We start from the raw sequence: 24,184 nt of genomic DNA, 5'->3' as shown, positions 1-24,184 counted from the left end.
GGACTATCGCGTGGCCGGCGTGCGCCGCGCGTTGCTCGCGTCGCGCAGCGCCTTGAATTCCGAGCCCTCGTGCCAGTGCGGCCAGTGGTCGCCGTCGGCGAGTTCGCGCGCAAGCGCGTACAGCAGCTCGACGTCGCGCACCTGGCCACTGGGGTCCCAGTCGGGCGACCAGGCGTCGCACGGGCGGTGGTAGCACTCGGCAAAGTAGGCCTCGCGCAGCGCGGTGCCGCGCTCGACGCCGCCCTCGACCATGTCCAGCCCGGCGCCGATGGTGATCGCCGGCACGCCGGCACGCGCGAACGCGAAGTGGTCGGCGCGGTAGAAGAACCCGGATTCGAGGTTGGGATCGGGCGATCGGCGGCGGCCATGCGCTTGGGCGATGCGGCCCAGGTCGTCCTCCAGCGACACGCGCCCGTTGCCCCAGGTGGCGATGTCGTGGGTCGGCCCGTCCGGGCTGAGCATCTCGATGTTGAGCACTGCGGCGGTGGTCTCCAGCGGGGTGAGCGGGTTCGCGGCGTAGTAGGTCGCGCCCTGCAGGCCCTTTTCCTCCGCGGCCAGGGCGACGAACAGCAGGCTGCGCGCCGGGCGCGGTCCGGCGGCGAACACGCGCGCCAGCTCCAGCACCGCAGCGACGCCCGTGGCGTTGTCGACCGCGCCGCGCCGGATGCGGTCGCCGCTGGCGTCCGGCTCGCCGATGCCGTAGGCGTCCCAGTGCGCGGACACGATCACCGTCTCCCCTGGGCGCGATGCGCCTTCCAGGCGGCCGACCACGTTGCGGGTCACCACCTCGTCGCGCACCACGTCGAATGCGGCCGACAGGGTCGCGTCGCCCAGCGCCACCGGCGCGAACGCGGCGGTCTGCGCGCGCGCCTTCTCGCGCTCGAAGTCCAGGCCCGCGGCCGCGAACAGCGACACCGCGGTGTCGCGATGGATCCAGCCGCGCAGCAGGGTGTGGTGCCGCGCGGCATCCGCGCGCGGGATGTCGAACAGCGGCGACAGCCCCGAGGCGCGCACCGTCTCCCAGCCGTAGGCGGCGGGCGCGGTCTCGTGCACGATCAGCGCGCCGAGCGCGCCGCGCCGGGCAAGCTCCTCGTACTTGTAGGTCCAGCGGCCGTGGTAGGTGACGGCGCGGCCGTCGAACGCGCCCGGCTCGGGCGTCTCGAAGTCGGGGTCGTTGATCAGCACCACCGCGACCTTGCCCGCCAGGTCGGCGCCCTTGTAGTCGTCCCAGCCGCGCTCGGGCGCGTCGATGCCGAAGCCGACGAACACCAGCGGCGCGCGCTCGACCTCGACCCGGTCCACCGGGCTGAGCGACTGCAGGGTGATGTCTTCGCCGTTGGCGAGCGCGCGGTCCTCGCCGCCGACGTGCAGGGTGGCGGCCACCGGTCCCTCGACCCGCGCCCGCACCAGCGGCACGGCCTGGGTCCAGCCGCCGTCGTCGCCGCCAGGCTGCAGGCCCGCCTCGGCGAAGCGTTCGGCGATGTAGGCCACCGTGCGCTCCTCGCCCGCGGTGGCCGGCGCGCGCCCTTCGAACCGGTCGGAGGCCAGCACCTGCACGTGGCGCATCAGCGCCGCGCCATCGATGCCGCCTCCGGGCACGTCGGCCGCGTGCGCGGACAGGGCCAGGATCGTGGTGCACAGGCAGGGCAGCAGGCGCTTGATCACGGGACTTCCTCCGGCATTGGACGGGAACGGGCTCAGCTGGCCCTGGCCAGGCGGTCGAGCCACACGCCCAGGCCCTGGGCATTGATCTCGATGTCGCCGCCGAGCACCTCGGCCACCATGCGCTCGGGCGCGTCGACGCCGTGTTCGGCCGCGCGCTCCACGCACAGCACGGTCAGCCCCTCGACGATCCGCGCGTGGCGGTCAGGCGCGCCGTCCACGCCGCGGGCGATCGCCGCCATCGCGTCCACCTGGGCAACCAGATCGTCGGCAATCCGCGCGCATTCGGTGACGACCCCGTAGTGGGCGATGCGGATCGCGGCCGGGCCCTGCGCGACGAGGCGCCGGATCGAGGCCTTCATCTGTTCCGGGTCGAACTGGACCGGCGAGGTGGTCGGCAGGGCGAAGGCGCCGTTGTGGTTGTCGAACTCGCGGTAGGACAGGCCGAAGGCGTCGCCCGCGATCCAGCTGCGCGTGTCCGCGTCCCAGACGCTGTAGTGGTGCAGCGCGTGCCCCGGCGTGTCGGCGCACAGCAGCGGGCGTCCGGCGAGTTCGACCACGTGGCCGTCCTCCGCCACCACCACCCGCGCCTCGTCCACCGGCAGCATCCCGGCGTGGTCGCGGGCGAACATCTCCTCGCCATAGACCTGCTTCGCGCCCGCGATCAGCTTCTCCGGATCGACCATGTGGCGCGCGCCGCGCGGATGCACCACCAGCCGGGCATTGGGCAGCGCGCGCATCAGCGGCCCGGCGCCGCCGGCGTGGTCGAGGTGGACGTGGGTGACAAGCAGCCAGTCGACCGCCTCGCGCGCCACCCCGGCGGCATCGATGGCCTCGAGCACGCGCCCGGCGCAGGTCGCGGTGCCGCAGTCGACCAGCGCCGCGCGGCCGCGCTCGCCGTGCACCAGGTAGGCCGCGCACAGGTGGGGGCGGATGTAGCCGGTATCGATGAGGGTGATGCCATCGGCTGGCATGGCGCGGTTCCCTGCCTGGACTGACCGACGAAGTGTGGCCGATGCGCCGGCCGCGGTCGACCCGCGTCAGCCCGGCCGGCGCAGCACCACGCGCCGCACCGCGAACGCGACCGCGAGCGCGGCCAGGAACACGCCGTAGCCCACCGCGGTGGCGAGGATCTGCGGCCACAGCCTGCCATAGCCCGGATCGGCGTAGCCGATCGCCCAGTGCACGCTCCACAGGAACGCGCCCACGGCCAGCGCCAGGGTGACGAGGTCGTAGGCCAGGCGCGCGGCGCCACGCGGCTGGCGCGGAAACAGCCAGTACAGCGTCGCCAGGATCGCGAACCAGGGCAGGAACAGGATCAGGGTCAGGTTGAGTTCGACCAGCGGATTCACGGCTTCTCCTTCGCGGCGCGCTCGGCGTCGGCGGCGGCCAGCGCCTCCAGTGCGGACTGGACCTCCGGCTCCGTGACGCCCTCGCCCAGCGCGGCCGGCGCCTGCGCGAGCGCCAGCGTGCCGCGGCGCAGGCCGGCGATCGCCTGACCCGCATCGCGCGGCGCCTCGAACGCGTGGCTCTGCAGCAGCACGCGGTCGCCCTGCACGAGCTTGAAATAGAAGCGCCCGTCGGCCTCGCGGTACTGCTTGAACACCGGCGGCGCCGGGCGCGCGGCGGGCCCGGCATCGGCGGTCGCGGACGCGGACGCGTCGATGCGCAGCTTCGACAGGTCGCGCAGGCCCACCGCGTCGCGCAGCTGCGCCAGCAATGGCGTGGCGTAGCGCTCGCGCAGGCGGCGCGCGCCGTCGCGCAGGATGTCCTCGATGTCGCCCGGCCGGGAGACCAGGTCGAGGTAGCGCTCGCGCAGCGGCGCGATCTCGCGCTCGACGAGGTCGAACAGGCGCTGCTTGGCCTCGCCCCAGCCGATGCCCTCGGCGTAGGCGCGGGCGAAGGCGGCCGTTTCCTCCCCGCTGGCGAAGGCCTGGTAGAGCTGGAACAGGGCCGAGCCTTCGGTGTCCTTGGGCTCGCCCGGCGCGCGCGAGTCGGTGACGATCGAGAACACCAGCCGGCGCAGTTCCTCCGGCGGCGCGAACAACGGGATGGTATTGCCGTAGCTCTTGCTCATCTTGCGCCCGTCCAGGCCGGGCAGCGTGGCCACGTGCTCCTCCACCACCGCCTCGGGCAGGGTGAACCACTCGCGGCCGTAGACGTGGTTGAAGCGCTGGCCGAAATCGCGCGCCATCTCGATGTGCTGCACCTGGTCGCGCCCTACCGGCACCTTGTGGGCATTGAAGATCAGGATGTCCGCGGCCATCAGCACCGGGTACATGAACAGGCCCGCGGTCACGCCGGCGTCGTCGTCCTCGCCCTCGACACGGTTGCGGTCCACGGCCGCCTTGTACGCGTGGGCGCGGTTGAGGATGCCCTTGCCGGCGACGCAGGTCAGGAACCAGGTGAGCTCCGTGATCTCGGGGATGTCGCTCTGGCGGTAGAACCACACCCGCGCCGGATCCAGGCCGGCGGCCAGCCAGGTGGCGGCGATCTCCAGCGTCGAGCGCTGGGTGCGCTCGGGCTCCTGGGCCTTGATCAGGCTGTGCAGGTCGGCCAGGAAGAAGAAGCTTTCGGTACCCGGGGCCCGGCTGCTGGCGATCGCCGGCCGCACCGCGCCGACGTAGTTGCCGAGGTGCGGGGTGCCGGACGTGGTGATGCCGGTCAGGACGCGGATGGGGGAATCGGGCATTGCGCGGCGCGAGGCTGGCGGGCGGGGCCTGAAGTTTACCCCGCCGCCGGTCCAACCCCGTCCGGCGCACCCGCGCGTTGGCATGGGGGACCCCGATACGAGGTGCCGCCATGAAACGCCTGACCGCCCTGCTCATGTCGTCGTGCCTGCTGCTGCCGTCTGCGCCGGCGCTTGCCGCGTCCCTGGTCCGGATCGACGTCGTCGACCGCGAGGAGGGCCACTGGCTGCCCGGCTACCGGTCCCGGGGCGAGACCTGGGTGGCCGGCACGCCCGGCCACCGCTACGCGGTGCGCCTGACCAACACCAGCGGCGAGCGGGTGCTGGCGGTGCTGTCGATCGACGGCATCAACGCGATCAGCGGCGAGACGGCGCACCCGTCGCAGTCGGGCTACGTGCTCGAGCCCTGGCAGAGCGCCGAAATCGAGGGCTGGCGCAAGTCGTGGCAGGACGTGGCCGCGTTCGTGTTCACGTCGCTCGACGACAGCTACGCCGCGCGCACCGGGCGCCCGGACAACGTCGGCACCATCGGCGTGGCGGTGTTCCGCGAACGTGCGACACCGCGTCCGTCGCCGCCTCCGATCGCACGCGCGGAGGCGAAGTCCGCGCCGCCGCCCGCGCCGGCCGCACCGCGGGCGGACGCCCATGCGGGCGAGTCGCGCGCGCGCCGGCAGATCGGCACCGGGCACGGCCCCCGCGAGTGGTCGCCCGTCGGCCAGGCATCGTTCGTACGCGCGACGCGCGAGCCGGTGCAGGTCACCCAACTGCGCTACGACGCGCCGTGGGCGCTGGCCTCGCGCGGCATCATCCCGCGCCAGCACGCGCAACGTCCCGCGCGCCCGCTTGGCCCGCAGGCCTTCCCCGGCAGGTTCGTGCCGGACCCGCCCGGCGCATGGTGAATCCCGCGGAACGAAGAAGGGCCGGCAATGCCGGCCCTTCCCGAATGCACCCGTTGGCCACCGGCGCAGCGCCGGGGCCACGGTTCGAGGTGGCTCAGTTGAGCGTCTTCTCGAACTCGCGCACCTCGCGCTCGGCGCGGTCGCGCTCCCAGCCGTAACGCTCCTGGAGCTTGCCGGCGAGGTACTTGCTGTCGCCTTCGGCGACGTCGAACACGTCGTCGGTCAATTCGCCCCACTTCGCCTGGGCCTGGCCTTTGAGCTGCGTCCACTTGCCGGCAATGATGTCTTTGTTCATGTCGTCGCTCCTGTTGGTAGGGGAAGTCATCGGCGCGGAATGCCTCCCCCGTGCCGATGGATCGCATCATCGGCCACCGCGCATCACGGGAGGATCAAGGATTCGTAATCCGGGACTTCACGCGCTTCGCCGACACGCGCGCACCTGCGCCCGTGCGGGCGATCGATGCGCGGCCAGCGTGGCCAGTCGCTTCTGGACCACCGGCGCCGCGGCGCACCCCGGATACCGGAGGGCATAAAGAAAAGACCGGCTCGCGCCGGTCTTTCGGGTCCGCATCGCTCCGCGCTCAGCGCGGATCGGTGCCGCCGGTGTCGTCGGCCGCGTCCTGCATCTTGTCGCCGACCTTCTCGACGTCCTTGCCCACGCCCTTGACGGTGTTGCACGCGCTGAGCGTGCCGGCCGAGAACAGGGCGATCAGGATGAGGGCCATCAAACGCTTCATGTGGATTCTCCTGGAACTGCGATCGCGGCGGTCCCGCGAGCGTCGGCGCCATCTCACGCGGACAGCCGTGAAATCCACGTTGAAAACCACTCCGCAGGCCGGGGCCGCCGTGCGGCGGCGCGCGCGGCATTCATCGATGTCGCCGGCGCGTCAACGCGAAGGTCAGTCGCGCATCAGCGTCGACTTGCCGAACAGGCTCTCGACCAGGTCCACCGCGAGCTCGGCGGTGCGGTTGCGCGCGTCGAGCGCGGGATTGACCTCGACGATGTCGAGCGACCCGAGCAGGCCGGTATCGGCGATCATCTCCATGATCAGCTGCGCCTCGCGGTAGTTCACGCCACCGGGGATCGGGGTGCCGGTGCCCGGCGCGATCTCCGGATCGACCACGTCGACGTCGAAGCTCACGTGCAGGTGGGTGTCGGCGTCGAGGCCCGCGAGCGCCTGCTCCATCGCCTGCTTCATCCCGACCTCGTCGATGTAGCGCATGTCGTAGATGTCGAGCCGATGCTCCTTCACCAGCCGCTTCTCGTCCTGGTCGACCGAGCGGATGCCGAGCTGGCGCACCTGCGCCGGCGCGATCGCGGGCACGTGCGCGCCGATCCCGGTCAGCGCGTCCGGACCGATGCCGCACAGGCACGCCACCGGCATGCCGTGGATGTTGCCCGAGGGCGTGATCGCGCTGGTGTTGAAGTCGGTGTGCGCGTCCAGCCACAGCACGCGCAGCTTCCGCCCGGCGCGGCGGCAGTGGTCGGCCACGGCCGCGATCGAACCGATCGCCAGGCAGTGGTCGCCACCGAGCATCACCGGCATCCGGCCCGCGCCCAGGATGTCGCTCGAGGCCTGGTAGACCGCGCGGTTCCAGGCCACCACCTCGTCGAGGTGGCGGTAGCCGTCCACCGGGCCGCGCCACGGGTTCTTCGGCCCGTACACGTCGCCGGTGTCGACCACGTCCACGCCGCGTGCGGCCAGCGCCTCGCCCAGCCCGGCCACCCGCAACGCCTCCGGGCCCATCGAGGCGCCGCGGGTGCCGGCGCCGACGTCGGTGGGGACGCCGAAGATCGAGACGGGTGGATAGGGTGCGGGCATGCATGCGACTCCGTTCTGGCCTCGCACCAGTCTAGCGAGGGCGGGCCATCGCCGCTTGCGCGACGCAGCACTCAACGCGCGTCAGGGCGTGCGCCACCGCCAGGGAAAATCGACCGCGCGCGAGATGCCCACGCGCGGCCCCACGCGCGGGTTCGCGGGAGGTGGCGTGCCGTCGCTGACGATCCACACGCCGCGGTCGCCGCGCACCAGGTCGGCCCCGTCGTGGCTGCGGTCCAGGCCCATCGCCTGCGCCAGCTTGCCCGGGCCGTTGGCCAGGTCGCGGTCGCGACGCGCCGCCGGGCGCAGCGCGCGCATGCGTTCGATGCCGGCCACCGGTTCGATCGCGCGCAGCAGCACGCCCGCGCCCTCGCCCACCTCGCCGCAGACCGCGTTGCCGGCCCAGTGCAGGCCGTAGCTGAAGTACACGTACAGGTGCCCGGCCTCGCCGAACATGGTGGCGTTGCGCGCGGTCATGCCGCGGAACGAATGCGCCGCCGGATCCTCGCTGCCGGCGTAGGCCTCGACCTCGACGATGCGCCCTGCGCGGCCGTCGTCGCGGACCAGCAGCTTGTTGAGCAGTTCGGGCGCGACCAGGGTCGGATGGCGGCGATAGAACGCACGCGGCACCGGCGTCCATCCCGGCGGCAGGCGGCGCGCCGTCACCGCCCCCGCTCCCGGCCGGGTGCGCCTGCGGGATCGTGGACGGGCGGCATCGCGTGCATGTGGGCAGACTGTGGCGGCAGCCGTGCGCTTCGCGTCAACGCACGGCGCCGGGATGCGGCGCGGGCACCGCGTGCGCGGGGTGGTGCCGCTTGTCCGATTCGAACGGACGACCTACCGCTTACAAGGCGGTTGCTCTACCAGCTGAGCTAAAGCGGCGACGACGGCCAGCGCCGGACGCCTGCATTCTAGCCCAAGGCCGTCAGCCGCCCGCCGGTCCCAGCGTGGCGCAGTCGACCCGGGCCGAACGCGTGGCGCCGGCCGCGCGCCGCAGCGCACCCGGGTCGGCCTGCGCCTCGATCGCCACGTGCAGCCAGTGCTGGAGCTTGCCCTCGTCGCCGAGCGGGAGGACCACCGCCTCGAAGCCGGCTTCGCGCAGCGCATTGCGCTGGCGCTGGGCACCGTCCTCGTTGCTGAAGCGCCCGAGCGCGATGTCGATGCGGCCATCCGCGTCGGGCGACAGCAGGTAGTGATCGCTGAAGCCGGCCGCAACGAGGCGGGCGGCCATCGCGTCGGCAGCGGCGCGGTCGGCGAGGCCGGCCATGCGCACGTCCCAGCCGCGCGAGGTGTCGGGCAGCCCGCGCACCGCCAGGCGGAGCACCGAGGCACGCACGGCATCGGCGGCGGCGCGGGCGGCGTCGGCGTCGCCGAACGGACCCAGGCGCAGGCAACGTTCCGGCGCGGGCGCTTCGGGCGCTTGCGGCGCCGCCGGCGCGACGTCCGCCGCCGCGACGACGACATCGCCCGCACCGTCCGCGCCGGCGTCGTCCGGCGCGTCCGCGTCGCCGGTCGGCGCGGGCGCCGCCGTCGCGGCCGGAGGCGCCACGCCGGGCGCCGCTTCGCCGAGCAGGCGCAGCGGCTCGACGCCCGCCGGCAGCGGCGCGTCGACGGGCGGCGGCGGGTCCGCGCGGGTCGCCCACCACAGCGCGACGCCGAGGTTGAGGATCACCAGGAGGACGATCAGGGCGCGGGTCGGCATCGGCCGATTCTAGGCGGTCGCTGCCGGCGCGGCCCAGCGCGCCAGTCCTTCGAGCACCAGCGACGGCGCATGCACCGCCCGCGGCAGATGCGGCAGCAGCGCCGGCGCCCCGCCTCCGTGCAGCAGCACCGGTACCGGCGCGCCGCAGGCCGCCGCGGCCTCGGCCTGGCTGCGCGCGAGCAGCCCGAGCGCCGCGCCCGTGCAGCCGGATTCGAGTGCATCGACGGTGTCGGCGGCGAACTCGCGGTACGCGCCGCCGCCGGCGGGCAGCTGCGCGGCGCGCTCGTGCAGGGCCTGCCGCATCAGCGAGGGCGACGGCGCGATGCGGCCTCCGTGGTGGCGACCGGCCGCGTCGACCAGGTCCACCGTGAGTGCGGTGCCGACCCCTGCCACCAGCCATGGCCCGCCGCGCGCGTGCGCCGCGAGCATGGCCAGGAACCGGTCCACGCCCAGGCGCGACGGCTCGGCGTAGGCGATGCGCAACCCGGCCCACCGCGGCTGGGTGGTGGCGAGGCTGATCCGGCGGCAGCGCGCGACGAGCGCGTCGAACAGCGCCACGCGCAGCCCGGGCGCGGCGACGCTGGCCACGAGCGCCAGCTCGAAGCGCTGCGGCAGGCGCTCGCGCCAGCCCGGCCCGAACTCCCGTCCGTCGTGCGCGATCGCCTGCACCTCGCCCACCCGGCCCGCGTGGTCGAGCGGCGCGAGCTTGAGCCGGGAATTGCCGAGGTCGAACAGCCAGGTGGTCATCGCGCAGGCTCCATGCGCCGCAGGCTGACCTCGCCGGAATGGAACACGCGTTCGCCCGCGGCCGTCCGCACCCGCAGCGCGCCGTCGGGTGCCGGCCCGAGTGCGACGCCCTCATGGACTTCGGCACCGGACAGCACCTGCACCCGCGCGCCCGCGAGCACGTCGCAGGCGGCGTAACGCGGCAGGAACGGCGGCAGCCCCTCGCGGTCGAAACGCGCCAGCGCCGGGACCAGCGCAGCCAGGACCGCGGCGGCCACCGCGTCGCGCGCGGGGACCGGGTCGAGCAGCGCGCGCAGGTCGGTCCAGGGCTGGTCGATGCCCGCCGCGAACGCGGCCGGCATGCGCACGTTCAACCCGATGCCGACCACGGCGCGCGCGGGGCCCGCGTGCTCGCCGCCGCCTTCGACCAGGACGCCGCCGAGCTTGCGCAGCCCGTCGGCGCCGACGACCACGATGTCGTTGGGCCACTTCAGTCCCACCTCGCCGGCGCCCAGCCCGCGCAGGGCCTCGGCCACCGCGACGCCCGCCACCAGGCTCAGCCCGCCCAGGCGCGCCAGCCCCCCCTCGAACGCGCGCGCGACCGACAGGTACAGGTTGGCGGCAAGCGGCGAAGCCCAGCTGCGGCCGCGGCGACCCCGCCCGCCGCTCTGGCGCTCGGCGAGCAGGACCTGCACCCCGGGGCGCTGGGCGCGTCGCAGCAGTTCGGTATTGGTCGATTCCAGGGTCCAGGCGACCTCGAGCGTGTCGATCTCCGCGGCCGCCGCTGCCGGCAGGGCGTCCCGGATCCGGCCGGGGTCGAGCAGGTCCACCGGTTCGGCCAGGGCGTAGCCGGTCCCCGGCCGGGCCTCGATCGCGAGCCCGGCCTGGCGCAGCCCCTGGATCCGCTTCCACACCGCGGCCCGGGTCTGGCCGGCCTCGCGCGCCAGGGCGTCGCCGGAGACGGGGCCCTCGCCCAGGCGCAGGAGGAGGGCACGGTCGGCGGAGGTGGTCATGGCGGATCGGCCCGGGTCATGGCCGGGATTATCGGGGATCGGAAGGCGCTGGCCGGCGTGCCCGCAGCGCGGCCGGCCCGTGTATAGTGAGCTGTTGCCGCCGCAACAACTGCCGAAGGATGGTTGCCATGGCTCCAGGAACGAGAACCCGAATCCGTCCGCTGCTGTGCCTGCTGCTGGCGTTCGCCGCCCTTCCCGTGGCCGCCCGCCAGCCTGCGATGATGGATGCCAACGGGGGCAGCGGAGGCGCGTGTCCGCTCTCCGCGGACGCGGAGGCCGAGGAAACCGAGGCGGAACTGGTCCGCACGCAGAAGAAGGCGGCCGCGCCGCCCGCCACGCGCTCCGCACCGGCGCGCCGCGGCGCCGAGACCAGCACCACGACCCGTCCGCCGCGCTGGCACAGCTTCCTGCCGGGCATGATCCGCTGAGGCAACGCCTGGCGTGCCCGCGGGCCTGATCCGGCGGCTGCTGGGCCGCACGCCCGATCCGATCGACGAGGCCACCTGGCAGCAGGTGGCCGCGCGCGTGGCGTGGATCGCCGCGCTGGAACCTGCGCGCGCGCGCAGGCTGCGCGAGCTCGCCACGCTGTTCCTGCAGCGCAAGGCGATCACGCCGATCGAGCCGCTCGAGCTCGACCCGCTGCGGCGCGCCACGCTCGCCGCGCTGTGCTGCCTGCCGCTGCTCGAATTCGGCGCCGAAGGACTGCACGGCTGGACGCAGCTGATCGTGTACCCGGATGCGTTCCGGGTGAACCGCAGCCACGTCGATGCCGCCGGCGTGCTGCACGAGTGGGACGACGAGCTGGCGGGCGAAGCCTGGGACAACGGCCCGCTGGTACTGTCCTGGGCGGACGTCGAGGCCGACCTCGACGATCCGCACGCCGGCTTCTGCGTGGCGGTGCACGAGATGGCGCACAAGCTCGACGCGCTCGACGGCGTGCTCGACGGCACCCCGCCGCTGCCGCGCGACTGGCAGCGGCAATGGGCGCGCGACTTCCAGCAGGCATACGACGGGCTCGTGGCCGAGGTCGACGCCGGCGGCGAGGTGGCGATCGACCCCTACGCGGCCGAAGCCCCGGAAGAATTCTTCGCCGTGTGCAGCGAATACCACTTCAGCGACCCGGAGCTGCTGCGCGCGTGCTTCCCGCGGGTGGCCGCGCACCTGGAACGCTTCTACGGACGCTCGCCTTCGGAAGGCACGGCCTGCGGCGCCTGAACCTCCGCGGTCTCAGGAGCGCTACAGCCCCGGCGGCAGCCGCACCTCGAAGCGCGCCCCGCCCAGCTCCTCCGATCGCCCGACGTACAGTTCGCCGCGGTAGCTGCGCACGATGTCCTGCACGATCGACAGGCCGATGCCGTGGCCCTGCACGCGCTCGTCGCCGCGCACGCCGCGCTGCAGGACCAGCGGGATGCGCTCTTCCGGGATGCCGGGGCCGTCGTCGTCGACCGCCAGCAGCAGGCCGGGGCGCCGGTTGGGCGCGGTGGCGCCCGGCTTGACCGTGAGCAGCACCCGCGCGCGCGCCCACTTGAACGCGTTCTCGATCAGGTTGCCGAGCAGCTCCTGCAGGTCGCCCGGCTCGCCATGGAAGCGCGCCGCCGGATCGATCTCGAACTCGCAGATCACTCCCTTGGACGCGTAGATCTTCTCCAGGCTGCGGACCAGCGCCTCGGCATGCGGCTCGATCTCGATCGGCGCGGCGAACAGCGTGTGGCCCGAGGCGGACGCGCGGCTGAGCTGGTAGCTCACTAGGTCGGTCATGCGCTGCAGCTGGGTCGCCACCTCCTCGCGCAACTCCTGCTCGCTGGCGCCCGAGTCCAGGCGCGCGCGCATCACCGCCAGCGGCGTCTTCAGGCTGTGCGCGAGGTCGGCCATGGTGTTGCGCTGCTGCTCGAGGTTCTGGCGCTCGCTCTCGATCAGCGCGTTGATGCTGTCGGTCAGCGGCTCGAGCTCGCGCGGATGGTGCTCGCCCATCCGGTGCGCCTGGCCGCGCTGGACCCGGACCAGTTCGTCGATCACCTTGCGCAGCGGCCACAGGCTCCAGCGCAGCACCAGGGTCTGGAGCAGCAGCAGGATCAGTCCGGCCACGCCGAGGTAGCCCCACAGCGCGGCGCGGAACACGCGCACCTGGCGCGGCACCGTCCCGGCGTCCTCCATCACGTAGATGGTGTACGGGAACTCGGACTCGGGACTGGCGCCGTCCGGCGCCCAGATCATGCCCATGCCGTAGCGGTAGACGTGGCCCGGGGTGTCGTCGGCACGCACCATCTCCAGCGGGCCCTCGAACTTCTCCTCGCCGCCGCCCAGCATCGGCGCCGGCGGCAGCTGCGGGCCGGACGCCGAACGCGACACCCAGCTGCCGTCGGGCAGCACGATCTCGGCGTACAGCCCGCTCCCGGGGCGGTCGAAGCGCTCGTCCGGGCCGTTGTCGGGTACGTACAGCTCGCCGTTGCGCAGGAACTCGACCTCGCCCGCATAGGCCAGCACGTAGTTGCGCAGGCGGTCGCGCTGACCTTCGCTGGCCACGTCCTGGAACGCGCGGTCGAGCGCGTAGCCGGCCAGCGCCAGGAACGCGACCAGGCCCAGGCTCGCGGCCATCAGCTGGCGCGCCTGCAGCGAGCGCGGGCGCCAGGGCAGTTCGCGCGTGGACGTGCCTCTGCTCATCGGCTCAGGAGGGAATCATGCGGCGTCGGGCGGCGGCGGATGCGCATGGCCGCCCACGATAAACGATCGCGCGGCCCGCCACGCACCCGCCCCGTGAGGCGGGCGCGCCGGGACGCGGCCGCGCCGCGCGACGGATCAGGACTCGCCGTTGCGGGGGATGGCGAAGCGGTAGCCGCGGCCGCGCACGGTCTCGATCGGCTTGAGCGTGCCTTCCGGGTCGAGCTTCTTGCGCAGGCGGCCGATGAAGACCTCGAGCACGTTCGAGTCGCGGTCGAAGTCCTGCTGGTAGATGTGCTCGGTCAGGTCGGCCTTCGAGACCAGTTCGCCGGCGTGCATCATCAGGTACTCGAGCACCTTGTACTCGTAGCTGGTCAGGTCGACGTTGCGGCCGTTGACGGTGACGGTCTGCGCCGCGAGGTCGAGCACCACCGCGCCGCATTCGAGCAGCGGCTTGCTCCAGCCGGCGGCGCGGCGCACGAGGGCGTTGATCCGGGCCAGCAGCTCCTCGACGTGGAACGGCTTGACCAGGTAGTCGTCGGCGCCCTGCTTGAGGCCGTCGACCTTGTCCTGCCAGCTCGAGCGCGCGGTCAGGATCAGCACCGGGAACTGCTTGCCCTCGTCGCGCAGGGCCTTGATCAGTTCCATGCCCGACATCTTGGGCAGGCCCAGATCGATGATGCCGACGTCGAACGGCACCTCACGGCCCATGTACAGGCCCTCTTCGCCATCCTGGGCCGCGTCCACGGCAAAGCCTTCGCGCTTCAGGCGAGCGGCGAGCGTTTCACGCAGGGGAGCTTCATCTTCGACGAGCAGGATGCGCATGCAGCCACTCCGTTCAGTCAGTTCAGGATCGGGCCAGTGTGGCCCCGACTTCCTGAACAGAATGCGGCGTCAGTCGTGGTCGTCGCGTGTAGGCGGGCGGCGCGGCGGCGGGCGGCGCTGGGGGTCGTCGACGTACACCCGGACCCGGCCGCGATCGTCCATCGCCTTGATCCGGTTCACGTCGCGGCCGTCGGACTGCATCCGCTCCACGCTCAGGACGCGGCTGCCGCGATGGTCGCGTTCGAACCGGCGCACCGAGTCCGACAGGGCGTCGCGGTTGTGGCCGGGACGGCCGGCAGGCGAGGCCTGGCGGCGCGGGACGTCGTCCCGGCGCTGCTCGAAACGGTCCCGCGGTGGATCCTGGGCCCACGCCACGCCCGGCCAGGCCAGCACGGACAGGACGACCGGGAGGGCGAGCGCGAGGATCGACGGGCGGACGGGCGGCAGGGTCATGGCGGAACGCTGGGCAGGCGCGCCTGGGCTCTTGCTGGGGTGGACCCGCATTCTTGGCGGCCCGCGGTGAACAGGCCTTAACTTTTCCTTCACCGCCCAGCCGGCGTTCATGGCGGGCGGACCGGGACGGCCGGATGGCAGGGCCGGGCCGCGCCGGCGACCATCCACGGCGGGTCAGGCCGCGGCCGCGGTGCGCTCGGTGGCGGCGAGGGCGCGCTCGACCAGGGCCCAGTCCGCGCACGGCCGGTGCGCGCCCTCGCTGAGCACCTGGCGGAAGGCCCGGCCGCCCGGCTGGCCGTGGAACAGGCCGAGGATGTGCCGGGTGAGGTGCCGCAGCGGCACCCCGCGTGCCAGCTGGGCCTCGGCGTAGGGCTGCAGCGCGCGCAGCAGCCTGGCGCGCGGGCGCGGCGCGACCCCGCGCAGCGCGGCGTCGGCCAGGTGCAGGGTGTAGGGATCGTGGTAGGCCGCGCGCCCCAGCATGACGCCGTCGACCTGCGCCAGGTGCCCGAGGACCGCGTCGACGCTGGCGATGCCGCCATTGAGCACCACTTCCAGGCCCGGCCGCTCGCGCTTGAGCCGGTACGCCCAGTCGTGGCGCAGCGGCGGCACTTCACGGTTCTCCTTCGGGCTCAGGCCCTTGAGCCAGGCGTTGCGGGCATGGACCACGAACGTGCGGCAGCCGGCCGCGGCCACCTGGTCGATGAAGCCGATGAAGCGGTCGAAGTCGTGGTCGTCGTCCACGCCCAGGCGGCACTTCACCGTGACCGGGATCGGGCGCTCGAGCGCGCCGACCGCCTCGATCATCGCCGCCACGCACCCGGCGACCAGCGCCGGCTCGCGCATCAGGCAGGCGCCGAAGCGTCCGGCCTGGACCCGGTCGGACGGACAGCCGCAGTTGAGGTTGACGGCGTCGAAGCCGTGCCCCGCGCCGATCGCCGCCGCCTGCGCCAGCAGCGCCGGCTCGCTGCCGCCGAGCTGCAGCACCACCGGATGCTCGACCGGATCCATCGCCAGCAGCTTGGCCCGGTCGCCGTGGATCACGGCATTGGCGTGGACCATTTCCGTGTACAGCAGCGCCCCGGGCGCGACCAGGCGGTGGAAGACGCGGCAGTGGGTGTCGGTCCAGTCCATCATCGGCGCCACCGACAGGCGCGCGGCCGCGGCCACGTGCGGGGCGCGCGCGGGCGGCGGGGCGATGGCGTCGCGTTCGGGCTTCGGATCCATGCTGCGTCGTGTCGTGGCGGCCGCCGGCGGCGTTCCGCAAGGCGAACAAGGTTACACGCCCCGCCCTGACCCGCCGCCTGCCACGATGCCGCGCCTCAATCCGCGATCGATGCGGGCCGCCATCGCCTCCGGCACGCCGGCGCGCCCGGCGTATTCCATCCAGCGTTCGACCTGGGCGTGGATCTCCTCGACCAGCGCGCGCGCGGCCGGCGGCTTGATGCCGCAGTAGCCGCCGAACGCGACCAGGTCGGCCAGTTCGAAACCGTCGCGCTTGCCGCCCAGGCTCATCTGGTGGCGGTTGGTCCAGTTGCCGTCGGGGTTGTGCGCGTAGGCCACGTCGAACGCGGGCGACAGCCGCCACTCGCCCTTGCGGTCCATGAGGAAGGCGATGTTCTTGACGTGGTCGTCCTGGTTGCGGATCAGCACGTTGAGCACCGCGCGCCGGAACTGCTGCTCCAGGTCGTGGCGCGGCAGGCCGAGCATGCGGATCGTCTCCACCGCCTGCTCGTAGGAATGCGCGCCGGGCGCGTTGTAGTCGAAGTGGCGCATCGCCGCCAGCGACTGCATGTGCAGCTTGCGGCCGGCCGCGTCGCGGTCGAAGCGGCGGGTCATGAAGTGCGCGCGGCCACCCTCGCGGTGCACGCGGCATTCGGCCATGTCGATGCCGGCCGCCACCGCGAGCAGGTGGAAGGCGTATTCGACGAGGCCGAAGCCCTGCGGGTCGGCCAGCTCGCGGTCGCGGTTGTTGGCGATGCCGTCGAACTTGAGCAGCCAGTCGCCGAAGCCCTCGCCGGCGCGGACCTGGCCCGAGCGGAACTCGCCGGTCTCCGGGTTCCACGCCAGCACCGCCTTGGCCCGCGCGCCCCCGGCCGAGGTCCCCACGCGCAGGATGTCCTCGAGCGCGTCCTGGTCGTCGCCGCCGCGCAGTTCGCCCGCCAGGCCGAGGCGGTCGTTGAGCACGGCGTCGGCCAGGCGGGCGAGCGCATCGATCTCCACGGTGCGCGTGGCCGCGGCGCCGCGCGCCAGCGTCGGCCGGAACTCGAGCGCGCCCATGCCGCGGGTGCCGATGTAGCACAGGCGTTCGACCGGGTCGAGGCTGCCCGGCGGGCGTCCCCGCGACGCCAGCCAAGCGTCGATGAGCGCGTTGCCAAAGCGGTCGGGCAGGGAGTCGGCGAGCAGGCCCGGCAGCCCGAGGAAGGACTCGCGCGGCAGGCTCGAGAAGGCGTAGGGCTCGGCGCGCAGCGGCATCATCACCGGCGCCAGCTCGATCCCGCTGCCGACGAACTCCGGCATGTACTGGAACACCGCGTGCTGGCGGTCCTCGAGCCAGCTCACCGCCCCGATGTCGCGGCCCCAGAGGCGGACCGTCGCATCGGTCACCCGCCGTCCTCCTCGCCCCAGGCCCATTCGCTGGCCCTGGGCGTGTCGGCGACGGCGGGCCGTGCGCGTTTTCGCTCACGTCCGCCCAGGCGCACGCGTTCGACCGGGCGCACCGCCGGATCCGGCAGCGCCTCGAGCAGGTGGCGTTCGAGGCCGAGCACGCCCAGCACCCGCAGCAGGGTCTCGAGCGAGGTATTGCCCCCGGCTTCCATGCGCTTGAGGCTGCTCACCGCGATCCCCGCCTCGCGGGCGACCTGGGCCTGGGTGAGGTTGCGGGCAAGGCGCAGCCGGGCCACCCGCTCGCCCAAGGCCAGCAGGGCGGCGTCGATGGTGGTTGCAGGTTCAGTGCTCTTGAAGCCCATATCGGAGCCGTTGCCCCGCCATGCGAATCGACAGGCCCATCTATAGACCCTTTTCGACACACATGCAATTGCATCTCCTATATGATCCTTTAATTCGCATATTCCATATAAAGTCTCCTATAGAGGACATAAACAGATCCAGACGGGTGCGCGGCGGCGGCGCCGGCCCATCGCCCCACCGCGGACCGCACCGCTCAGTCCTGCTTCGGCCGCAGGCACTGGCCGGCGATGGCGGTGAGCAGGATGCAGCTGTTGGTGACGATGAACACCCAGTTGTCGAGCAGGACGCTGTAGGCGATGAACCCCACCGAGGCCACGCTCTGGCCGATGAACAGCCAGCGCGAGACGCCGGCGCCGGTGCCGTCGGCCACCTGCTTGCGGATCTGCCGCACCAGGGTGGCGAGCAGGACGGCCGACGCGGCCCAGCCGATCCAGTCCGGGTTCACGGGCCACCCGGCGCGCCGCGCGCCAGTTCCGGCAGCTGGCCGTGGGCATGGGTGGCGGCCACGGCCGCCTGGCCCACCGCCACGGCGATCTGATTGAGGCCGCCGACGATGTCGCCGATCGCGTACAGCCCCGGCGTCTGCGTCTGCTGGTGGTGGTCGACCAGGATCTCGCCGCCTCCGGTGCGCTCGAGCGCCAGCCCCTCGACGGGCACCGAGGTGGTGAAGCCGAGGAACGAGTACACGGTGTCCGGCTCCAGCACCTCGCCCTCGCTGCGGTAGCGGCAGCGCGCGCCGTTGAACTCCAGCTCGCCCGCCCCGAGCCAGCGCACTCCGGCCGCGCGTGCGGCCTCCCCGTCTTCGCCACCGTCGCCGCCGTCGTACGGCAGCGCGCTCACCCGCCGCGAGAAGGCGCGCAGAAAGGTCGCGTGCGAGCCGATGTCGCGGCTGTGGCCGTACACGCCGATGTGCGCGTCGCTGGCCTCGAAGGCGTCGCAGATCGGGCACAGGCGCAGCGCGCCGCAGGCGATCGCGTCCTCGGCCCACGGGCCCGGCAGGCGGTCGCGCAGGCCGGTGGCGAGCATCACCTTGCGGGCCTGCCAGCGGCGGCCGCCGGCCTCCACCGAGAACGCGCCTTCGTCGTCGCCGGCGGCGATCCGGTCCACCGCCAGCGGCTCGAACCCCACCTGCACCGATCCGGCCTGGCGGCGCAGCCGTTCCAGCAGCTCGCGCCCGCCCACGCCGCCGGGGAAGCCGGGGCAGTTGTTGCTCTCCGGGATCCAGCGCGCGCGGCTTTCGCCGGTGTCGAACACCACGCAGGAGCGGTGGAAGCGGCGCATGTAGAGCGCGGCGGTCAGCCCCGCCGGCCCGCCGCCCACGATGGCCACGTCGATCATGCCTGCTCCCGCGCCTGGTCCGCCGCCATCCTCGCCCGGGACGGCGTCAAGGCGGCGAGAAGCGCCGCGGGCGGGATCAGCGACGCGGACGCAGGTGGTCGTCGGGCCGCGCCCAGCGCCGGTAGCTGGCGCGGATCTCCTCGCGCACGCGCGGGTGCAGCTCGCGCGGGGACAGGTCCAGCCGCTCGAGCACCGCGGGCCAGCCGCCCTCGCCCTCCGCGCGCCAGGCCTCGACCACGCCGCGGCAGGCGCGGCCGGACACGCGCGCCAGGGCGCAGGCGTAGTAGACGTCGCCCGCGGGCATGCCGCCGTCCAGGGCCTCCACCACCAGTTCCCGCGGCGCCTCGAGGTAGCGCACGATCTCGTCGACGAAGGCGTCGCGGTAGCGCGCGGCGTAGCGTTGCATGTCGTCCAGGCGCGGGTCGATCCAGGCATCGCCGGTGCCCGCCGGCGCGGCATCGGCCGGCGCCTGGCGCGCGGCGTCCGGCGCCTCCTGCGCGAGCGCCACCGGTGCGGCCAGGGCCAGGGCCAGCAGCGCCAGCGCGTGCCCGTGCCGTGGCCGCATCACGCCACCGGCGCAGGCGCCGCCGACGCCACGATGTCGCGCAGCGCCGCGGGCAGGTCCGCGGCCGTGGCCACGTGGCGCAGGCGCGGGTGCCCGGCCACGTCGTCGGCCTCGTTCTCGTGCTCCCAGGTCAGGTGGTAGGGCACGTGCACGCCCCAGCCGCCCAGGCGCAACACCGGCACGATGTCCGAGCGCATCGAGTTGCCGACCATCACGAAGCGGTCGGCGCGGATCCCGAACTCCTCCATCAGCCGCGCGTAGGTGGCGATGTCCTTCTCGCTCACGACCTCGATGCGGCGGAACAGCGAGGCCATGCCGCTGTCGCGCACCTTCGCTTCCTGGTGGAACAGGTCGCCCTTGGTGATCAGCACCACCTGGTGCTCGGCCGCCACCGCCTCGACCGCCTCGCGCACGCCGGGCAGCAGCTCGACCGGGTGCCGCAGCATGTCCTTGGCGATCTGCACCACCCGGTGCAGGTCGCGCGCGGCGATGCGGCCGCCCGTGATGTCCACGGCGGCCTCCACCATCGAGAGCGCCATGCCCTTCACGCCGTACCCGAACACGGCGATGTTGCTGCGCTCGACCTCGTACAGCCGCTCGCGCACGCGCGCGTCGGCAAGGTCGACGTGGCGCGCGACGATCTGCTCGAACTCGTCCTGGGCGGCGTGGAAATAGTCCTCGCTGCGCCACAGGGTGTCGTCGGCGTCGAAGCCGACCATCTCGATGGCGGGGTTCATGGGCCTATTATGCGCGCCCGGACGCGAAGACGGCGGCCACGTGGCCGCCGTCATGGGCCGGACGCCAGGGGGATGGGCGTCCGGCGGTCTTCACCGTCGAGTGCGGTCAGTCGGTGCCGCCGTCCTGCGGCTGGCCCGCGTTGGCCGCGGCCGCGAACGCCTTGTACTCGTCCGGGGTCAGCTCGCCGTCGCTGTCGGCGTCGGCCTGGTCGAACACCTGGGCGAGCGAGGGCAGGCTCGACGCCTCGGTCCGGCTGAGCGTGCCGTTGCCGTCCACGTCCAGGTCCGCCCACGTCAGCGGCTGCTGGCTGCTGGCCGGGGCCGTGGACTGGGCCGGATCACCACCCTGCGTCGCCGGGTCCTGCGGCGGCGTGGTCGCGTCCTGCGCGAAGGCCATCGGGATGGCGAGGGCGGCGCCCAGCGCGATCAGGCCGGACAGCGGCTTGCGGGAATTCTTCATCACGGTCTCCAGTGCAATTGGGGGAAGTGCGCGGCATCGCGTCCATGTCGTGCATGTCGTCCGCTTCCGCACGCAGCCACCTTGCCCGCGGACGCATAAAGACCGGCGCATGGCCGGAGTTAAGATCGCGTTCGTCGCCTGCGGGGATTCAGGAACCACCGCGCGAATGCGTGATGCAGTGCAGGCGCGTTCATCCAGGCGGGCACGCGTTGGCGCATGCGCATGCGCGCGAGTGCGCATGCGTCATCCGCCCTCGCGCCGCAGCGACAGCCGCGCCTCGCCGTCCGCGTCGAAGGCGACCGACACCAGGATCGGCCGGCAGCACACCTGGCAGTCCTCGACGTAGTCCTGGTCGCCGCCGCTGGCGTCGAGTGCGAACTCGAGCGGTTCGCCGCACCAGGGGCAATGGCCGTGTCCGAACGGCTGCAGGTCCATTCCGGCTCCCGGCGGGCGATGGTGGCGGCCCGCATCGAAGCTATGATGCACCGGTTTCCGGAACCCGAACGAGGCCCCCGATGCAACGAATCGCAATGACCACCGCCCTGCTCTCGCTCGCGCTGCTGGCCGCCTGCAATGCCGGCAACGACGCGACTGCGGCCGCGCAGGGTGGCGACGCCGCGACCACCGCCGCGGCTGGCGAGACCCGCGCCATCGGCCCGTTCCAGGCCGAGGCCATCGCCAGCTTCAACGAGCCCTGGGCGCTGAACTTCCTGCCCGACGGGCGCCTGCTGGTGAGCGAAAAGCCCGGCACGCTGCGCCTGCTCGACCCGCGGACGCGCCAGGCCGGCGAGATCACCGGCGTGCCCGAGGTGGTGTACGGCGGCCAGGGCGGCTTCGGCGACGTGGTGCCGCATCCGCAGTTCGCCGAGAACGGGCTGGTGTACCTGAGCTATGCCGAGGCCGGCGAGGGCGACACCGCCGGCGCGGCGGTCGCGCGTGCGCGCCTGGTACTCGACGACGCCGGCGGCGGCAGGCTCGAGGACCTCGAGGTCGTGTGGCGCCAGGTGCCCAAGGTCTCCGGCCGCGGCCACTACGCGCATCGCATCGTGTTCCACGACGGCAAGCTGTGGATCTCCTCGGGCGAACGGCAGAAGTTCGACCCGGCCCAGGACATGCAGTCCAACCTCGGCAAGGTGCTGCGCCTCAACGAGGACGGCAGCGTGCCCGACGACAATCCCTTCGCCGACCAGGGCGGGGTGGCGGCGCAGGTGTGGTCGCTCGGCCACCGCAACCCGCTCGGCCTGGCCTTCGACGCCAACGGCCAGCTGTGGGACATCGAGATGGGCCCGAAGGGCGGCGACGAGCTCAACCGGGTCGAGCGCGGCGCGAACTACGGCTACCCGCTGGTCTCCAACGGCGACCACTACGATGGCCGCTCGATCCCCGACCACTCCACCCGTCCTGAGTTCAACCCGCCGGCGATCACGTGGACGCCGGTGATCTCGCCCTCGAGCCTGGTGTTCTACGACGGCGAGCTGTTCCCGCAGTGGAAGGGCAACGCCTTCGCCGGCGGCCTGTCGTCGCAGTCGCTGGTGCGGATCGAGTTCGACGGCGAGGGTGGCGCGCGCGAGGCCGAGCGCTTCGCGATGGGCGCACGCATCCGCGGCGTGCGCCAGGGCCCGGACGGCGCGCTGTGGGTGATCGAGGACGGCAAGGGCGGCCGCCTGCTGCGGCTCACGCCGAAGCAGTGAGCGACGCGCCGCTGGCGCCGGCCGCGTCCGCGCGCCAGCGGCCCTGGACCGGGTCGATGCCCTCGACTTCGCCCAGGTATTCGTAGACCCAGGCATCGACGCCGGCGCCCGGCACGTGCACGAGCCGGCGGGCGTACTCCGAGCGCTCCATGCGGTCGGGGAAATACTCCTCGTAGTCGTCGAGGTCGCGCAGGATGCGCTCGTCGCGCACCCGGAACAGCTCGCCGTGCGCCCGGGCGCCGTCCTCCTCGCGGCTGAACTTCAGCCCGGGGTAGCCCGGCGGCAACGGGTAGATCCTGCCGGGGACCCAGGCCTCGCCGACGAACTCCAGCGCCTGGTCCAGCCCGCGCCGCACGTGCTCTGCGTGCCCGCGCATCAGGCTGCCGTACAGGAACACGTGCTCCACCTTGCGCGCCTTGCAGTACGTGGCCACGTGCTCGTAGTTGAAGTGCAGCGCGTACTGGCGCAGCGAGGCATACCGGGGCCGCGACAGCAGCCCGAGCCAGTAGCCGAACAGCGCGTCGCGGTCGCGCGCCAGCAGGTGCCTGTCGCTCTCCAGGTACAGCAGGTGCTCGAGGAAGTTGAGCACCACGTCGACGCTGCGGATGCGCTCGATCTCGGCGGGCGCCAGGACCGGGGTGTCGACGGTCAGCACACGGTCCACCAGGCGGTTGGTGCCGGCGACGAACTCGTACTCGAACGAGAGCAGCAACGGCGAGAACGTCGGGTTGAGGTAGAATCGTTCGAACAGCCGGTCCAGCCATTCGGCCTCGCGCGTGCGCGTCGCCTTGCGGTAGGTGTAGAGGCCGAACGCGCCGCCCACCACCGCGCCCACGCCGAGCAGCAGGTTGCCCAGCGCGTCCCAGTGCTGCGGCGTCCAGGCGACCGGATCCGGCGCCGCGGCGCCCGCCTGCGCGACCGCGTCCATCGCCGCCGCAAGCATCGACAACGCCATCCCCGTTCCCCCGTTCAGGACCCGATACCCACGCCGTCGGCGATGATGCGGTACTCGACCTGCGCGGCCGCCAGGCCCTTGCCGTCGTCCTCGAGCATCCTCCAGCCACCGCCGGCCTGGCAGATCGAGGTGATGGGGCCGCTGAAGCGGTGCGCCTGCCCGGCATGCGCGTCGAACCCGGCGATCGCCACCGACACCGGCTCGGGCTCGCCCCCGGGCAGCGGCCCGCCATGGGGCGTGGCCGCGGCGACGGCCACGGCGGCGAACGGCAGGGCCGGGATGGTCGGCAGGCGCATGGGGCTCCTCGCGGCGGGCGTGGGCCCGCCACGATAGCGCGAACCCGGCGCGCGCGGCATCCGTGGTCTAGCATGCGCGTGCCCGCCGAAGGAGCGCCACCGTGCCGCACTGGTCCCGACTGATCCGCGATGTCCCCGACTTCCCCCGGCCCGGGATCGTGTTCAAGGACATCACCCCGGTGCTTGCCGACGCCGACGCCTTCGCCGCCGCGATCGCGGGGCTCGCCGCGCCCTGGCGCGCGGCGCCGCCGGACGCGGTGGCCGGCATTGAGGCGCGCGGCTTCATCCTCGGCGCGGCGCTGGCGCGCGAACTGCGCTGCGGCTTCGTGCCGCTGCGCAAGCCGGGCAAGCTGCCGGGGCCGACCCTGGCCGTGGAGTACGCGCTCGAGTACGGGCACGACCGGCTGGAGATCCACGCCGACGCACTGCCGCCCGGCGCGAACGTGCTGGTGGTCGACGACGTGCTCGCCACCGGCGGCACCCTGCGCGCGGGCGTGGCGCTGGTGCGGCGCCAGGGCGCACGGGTCTGCGCCGCGGAGGTGCTGGTCGAACTGTCGCCGCTGGGCGGCCGCGCCGGCTGGGACGACCCGGCGCCCCTGCGCGCCGTGCTCGCGGTCTAGGGCCGCGCACCGGCGCGATCACGGGAAGCACTTTCCCATCGAGGCCGCGCAGGGCGCCCCGGACCCGCCGTAGAATGTCGCCCCGGCGCAACGCAAGGCGCGTCGGCC

The 24,184-nt window shown here is 73.2% G+C and carries 29 protein-coding genes, 1 tRNA gene and 1 pseudogene; 5 read left to right on the top strand and 26 right to left on the bottom strand.

The window, feature by feature from the left end; translation table 11 throughout:
• Positions 1-3: 3 nt before the first annotated feature.
• The 4 genes from LUTJ29_RS0102585 to LUTJ29_RS0102570 form a co-directional block, all read right to left on the bottom strand.
• Entirely contained in the window at positions 4-1,665 is a 1,662-nt protein-coding gene (locus LUTJ29_RS0102585) for a M28 family metallopeptidase (protein WP_232221137.1), read from the bottom strand.
• Positions 1,666-1,697: 32 nt separating this feature from the next.
• Complete coding sequence (locus LUTJ29_RS0102580) at positions 1,698-2,636, bottom strand: MBL fold metallo-hydrolase (protein WP_027071176.1); 939 nt, start codon at positions 2,634-2,636, stop codon at positions 1,698-1,700.
• A 66-nt stretch (positions 2,637-2,702) separates the two neighbouring features.
• The gene (locus LUTJ29_RS0102575) at positions 2,703-3,014 is read right to left on the bottom strand and encodes a hypothetical protein (protein WP_027071175.1); all 312 of its coding nucleotides are present in this window, start codon (positions 3,012-3,014) and stop codon (positions 2,703-2,705) included.
• Complete coding sequence (locus tag LUTJ29_RS0102570; RefSeq protein WP_027071174.1) at positions 3,011-4,354, bottom strand: tryptophan--tRNA ligase; 1,344 nt, start codon at positions 4,352-4,354, stop codon at positions 3,011-3,013. Before LUTJ29_RS0102570 ends, LUTJ29_RS0102575 begins: the two co-directional genes overlap by 4 nt.
• 110 nt (positions 4,355-4,464) lie before the next feature.
• Between LUTJ29_RS0102570 and LUTJ29_RS0102565 the strand changes: the two genes are divergently transcribed.
• On the top strand, positions 4,465-5,250 hold the full coding sequence (locus LUTJ29_RS0102565) for a hypothetical protein (RefSeq protein WP_027071173.1): 786 nt from the start codon (positions 4,465-4,467) through the stop codon (positions 5,248-5,250).
• 94 nt (positions 5,251-5,344) lie between these two features.
• On the opposite strand, the gene LUTJ29_RS0102560 is transcribed toward LUTJ29_RS0102565, so the two are convergent.
• The 8 genes from LUTJ29_RS0102560 to birA all read right to left on the bottom strand — a co-directional run bounded on the left by LUTJ29_RS0102560 (position 5,345) and on the right by birA (position 10,511).
• Positions 5,345-5,545 (bottom strand): CsbD family protein, encoded by a 201-nt coding sequence (locus LUTJ29_RS0102560; protein WP_027071172.1) that lies wholly within the window; start codon positions 5,543-5,545, stop codon positions 5,345-5,347.
• A 286-nt stretch (positions 5,546-5,831) separates the two neighbouring features.
• Positions 5,832-5,987, bottom strand: coding sequence for an entericidin A/B family lipoprotein (locus LUTJ29_RS0102555; protein WP_027071171.1), 156 nt, complete (start codon positions 5,985-5,987; stop codon positions 5,832-5,834).
• Positions 5,988-6,149: 162 nt separating this feature from the next.
• Positions 6,150-7,073 (bottom strand): arginase, encoded by a 924-nt coding sequence (rocF, locus tag LUTJ29_RS0102550; protein WP_027071170.1) that lies wholly within the window; start codon positions 7,071-7,073, stop codon positions 6,150-6,152.
• An 81-nt stretch (positions 7,074-7,154) separates the two neighbouring features.
• Positions 7,155-7,736, bottom strand: a complete 582-nt coding sequence (locus tag LUTJ29_RS15880) for a DNA-3-methyladenine glycosylase (RefSeq protein ID WP_051322613.1) — start codon at positions 7,734-7,736, stop codon at positions 7,155-7,157.
• 140 nt (positions 7,737-7,876) lie between these two features.
• Positions 7,877-7,952, bottom strand: a tRNA-Thr gene (locus LUTJ29_RS0102540).
• A gap of 43 nt (positions 7,953-7,995) precedes the next feature.
• The gene (locus tag LUTJ29_RS0102535) at positions 7,996-8,772 is read right to left on the bottom strand and encodes an SPOR domain-containing protein (RefSeq protein ID WP_027071169.1); all 777 of its coding nucleotides are present in this window, start codon (positions 8,770-8,772) and stop codon (positions 7,996-7,998) included.
• A gap of 9 nt (positions 8,773-8,781) precedes the next feature.
• Positions 8,782-9,519 carry a type III pantothenate kinase gene (locus tag LUTJ29_RS0102530; protein ID WP_027071168.1) on the bottom strand — a complete coding sequence of 246 codons (738 nt, stop codon included), beginning with the start codon at positions 9,517-9,519 and terminating at the stop codon, positions 8,782-8,784.
• On the bottom strand, positions 9,516-10,511 hold the full coding sequence (gene birA, locus LUTJ29_RS0102525; protein ID WP_027071167.1) for a bifunctional biotin--[acetyl-CoA-carboxylase] ligase/biotin operon repressor BirA: 996 nt from the start codon (positions 10,509-10,511) through the stop codon (positions 9,516-9,518). Before birA ends, LUTJ29_RS0102530 begins: the two co-directional genes overlap by 4 nt.
• A gap of 128 nt (positions 10,512-10,639) precedes the next feature.
• Here birA and LUTJ29_RS0102520 point away from each other — a divergent pair, with 128 nt between their 5' ends.
• Positions 10,640-10,939 carry a hypothetical protein gene (locus LUTJ29_RS0102520; protein ID WP_144774349.1) on the top strand — a complete coding sequence of 100 codons (300 nt, stop codon included), beginning with the start codon at positions 10,640-10,642 and terminating at the stop codon, positions 10,937-10,939.
• An 8-nt stretch (positions 10,940-10,947) separates the two neighbouring features.
• Positions 10,948-11,726: pseudogene (locus LUTJ29_RS0102515) on the top strand (M90 family metallopeptidase).
• A gap of 21 nt (positions 11,727-11,747) precedes the next feature.
• Here LUTJ29_RS0102515 and LUTJ29_RS0102510 read toward each other — a convergent pair.
• From LUTJ29_RS0102510 to LUTJ29_RS0102455, 12 genes are all read right to left on the bottom strand, one after another.
• The gene (locus LUTJ29_RS0102510) at positions 11,748-13,172 is read right to left on the bottom strand and encodes a sensor histidine kinase (RefSeq protein ID WP_027071164.1); all 1,425 of its coding nucleotides are present in this window, start codon (positions 13,170-13,172) and stop codon (positions 11,748-11,750) included.
• A gap of 135 nt (positions 13,173-13,307) precedes the next feature.
• Positions 13,308-13,994 (bottom strand): response regulator transcription factor, encoded by a 687-nt coding sequence (locus tag LUTJ29_RS0102505; protein WP_027071163.1) that lies wholly within the window; start codon positions 13,992-13,994, stop codon positions 13,308-13,310.
• Between the two features lie 69 nt (positions 13,995-14,063).
• Positions 14,064-14,447, bottom strand: coding sequence for a hypothetical protein (locus LUTJ29_RS18940; RefSeq protein WP_027071162.1), 384 nt, complete (start codon positions 14,445-14,447; stop codon positions 14,064-14,066).
• 174 nt (positions 14,448-14,621) lie between these two features.
• Positions 14,622-15,671, bottom strand: coding sequence for a tRNA dihydrouridine(20/20a) synthase DusA (gene dusA, locus LUTJ29_RS0102495; protein ID WP_051322612.1), 1,050 nt, complete (start codon positions 15,669-15,671; stop codon positions 14,622-14,624).
• Between the two features lie 51 nt (positions 15,672-15,722).
• Complete coding sequence (locus LUTJ29_RS15875; protein WP_232221136.1) at positions 15,723-17,051, bottom strand: type II toxin-antitoxin system HipA family toxin; 1,329 nt, start codon at positions 17,049-17,051, stop codon at positions 15,723-15,725.
• Positions 17,048-17,413 carry a helix-turn-helix transcriptional regulator gene (locus LUTJ29_RS0102485; RefSeq protein ID WP_027071160.1) on the bottom strand — a complete coding sequence of 122 codons (366 nt, stop codon included), beginning with the start codon at positions 17,411-17,413 and terminating at the stop codon, positions 17,048-17,050. The genes LUTJ29_RS15875 and LUTJ29_RS0102485 overlap by 4 nt, the downstream gene beginning before the upstream one ends.
• 194 nt (positions 17,414-17,607) lie before the next feature.
• On the bottom strand, positions 17,608-17,859 hold the full coding sequence (locus LUTJ29_RS0102480; RefSeq protein WP_027071159.1) for a hypothetical protein: 252 nt from the start codon (positions 17,857-17,859) through the stop codon (positions 17,608-17,610).
• Positions 17,856-18,752, bottom strand: a complete 897-nt coding sequence (locus LUTJ29_RS0102475; RefSeq protein ID WP_027071158.1) for an NAD(P)/FAD-dependent oxidoreductase — start codon at positions 18,750-18,752, stop codon at positions 17,856-17,858. The genes LUTJ29_RS0102480 and LUTJ29_RS0102475 overlap by 4 nt, the downstream gene beginning before the upstream one ends.
• Before the next feature lie 76 nt (positions 18,753-18,828).
• Positions 18,829-19,317 carry a hypothetical protein gene (locus LUTJ29_RS0102470; RefSeq protein WP_043740059.1) on the bottom strand — a complete coding sequence of 163 codons (489 nt, stop codon included), beginning with the start codon at positions 19,315-19,317 and terminating at the stop codon, positions 18,829-18,831.
• Positions 19,317-20,054, bottom strand: coding sequence for an HAD family hydrolase (locus LUTJ29_RS0102465; RefSeq protein ID WP_027071156.1), 738 nt, complete (start codon positions 20,052-20,054; stop codon positions 19,317-19,319). Before LUTJ29_RS0102465 ends, LUTJ29_RS0102470 begins: the two co-directional genes overlap by 1 nt.
• Positions 20,055-20,160: 106 nt before the next feature.
• Positions 20,161-20,517 carry an EF-hand domain-containing protein gene (locus LUTJ29_RS0102460; protein ID WP_144774346.1) on the bottom strand — a complete coding sequence of 119 codons (357 nt, stop codon included), beginning with the start codon at positions 20,515-20,517 and terminating at the stop codon, positions 20,161-20,163.
• Between the two features lie 240 nt (positions 20,518-20,757).
• Positions 20,758-20,949 carry a CPXCG motif-containing cysteine-rich protein gene (locus LUTJ29_RS0102455; RefSeq protein ID WP_027071154.1) on the bottom strand — a complete coding sequence of 64 codons (192 nt, stop codon included), beginning with the start codon at positions 20,947-20,949 and terminating at the stop codon, positions 20,758-20,760.
• 80 nt (positions 20,950-21,029) lie between these two features.
• Between LUTJ29_RS0102455 and LUTJ29_RS0102450 the strand changes: the two genes are divergently transcribed.
• A complete protein-coding gene (locus tag LUTJ29_RS0102450; protein WP_027071153.1) occupies positions 21,030-22,205 on the top strand; it encodes a PQQ-dependent sugar dehydrogenase in 1,176 nt (391 codons plus the stop codon).
• On the opposite strand, the gene LUTJ29_RS17960 is transcribed toward LUTJ29_RS0102450, so the two are convergent.
• Both LUTJ29_RS17960 and LUTJ29_RS0102440 read right to left on the bottom strand, forming a co-directional pair.
• Positions 22,189-23,160 (bottom strand): gamma-glutamylcyclotransferase family protein, encoded by a 972-nt coding sequence (locus LUTJ29_RS17960; protein ID WP_051322610.1) that lies wholly within the window; start codon positions 23,158-23,160, stop codon positions 22,189-22,191. The two genes, LUTJ29_RS0102450 and LUTJ29_RS17960, sit on opposite strands and share 17 nt — an antisense overlap.
• 14 nt (positions 23,161-23,174) lie before the next feature.
• Positions 23,175-23,456, bottom strand: coding sequence for a hypothetical protein (locus LUTJ29_RS0102440; protein WP_027071152.1), 282 nt, complete (start codon positions 23,454-23,456; stop codon positions 23,175-23,177).
• Positions 23,457-23,557: 101 nt separating this feature from the next.
• Between LUTJ29_RS0102440 and LUTJ29_RS15865 the strand changes: the two genes are divergently transcribed.
• On the top strand, positions 23,558-24,076 hold the full coding sequence (locus LUTJ29_RS15865) for an adenine phosphoribosyltransferase (protein WP_051322609.1): 519 nt from the start codon (positions 23,558-23,560) through the stop codon (positions 24,074-24,076).
• Positions 24,077-24,184: the final 108 nt, after the last annotated feature.

Source organism: Luteimonas sp. J29 (assembly GCF_000472505.1).
GTDB lineage: Bacteria > Pseudomonadota > Gammaproteobacteria > Xanthomonadales > Xanthomonadaceae > Luteimonas.
This window is presented reverse-complemented; position numbering and strand designations above follow the sequence as displayed.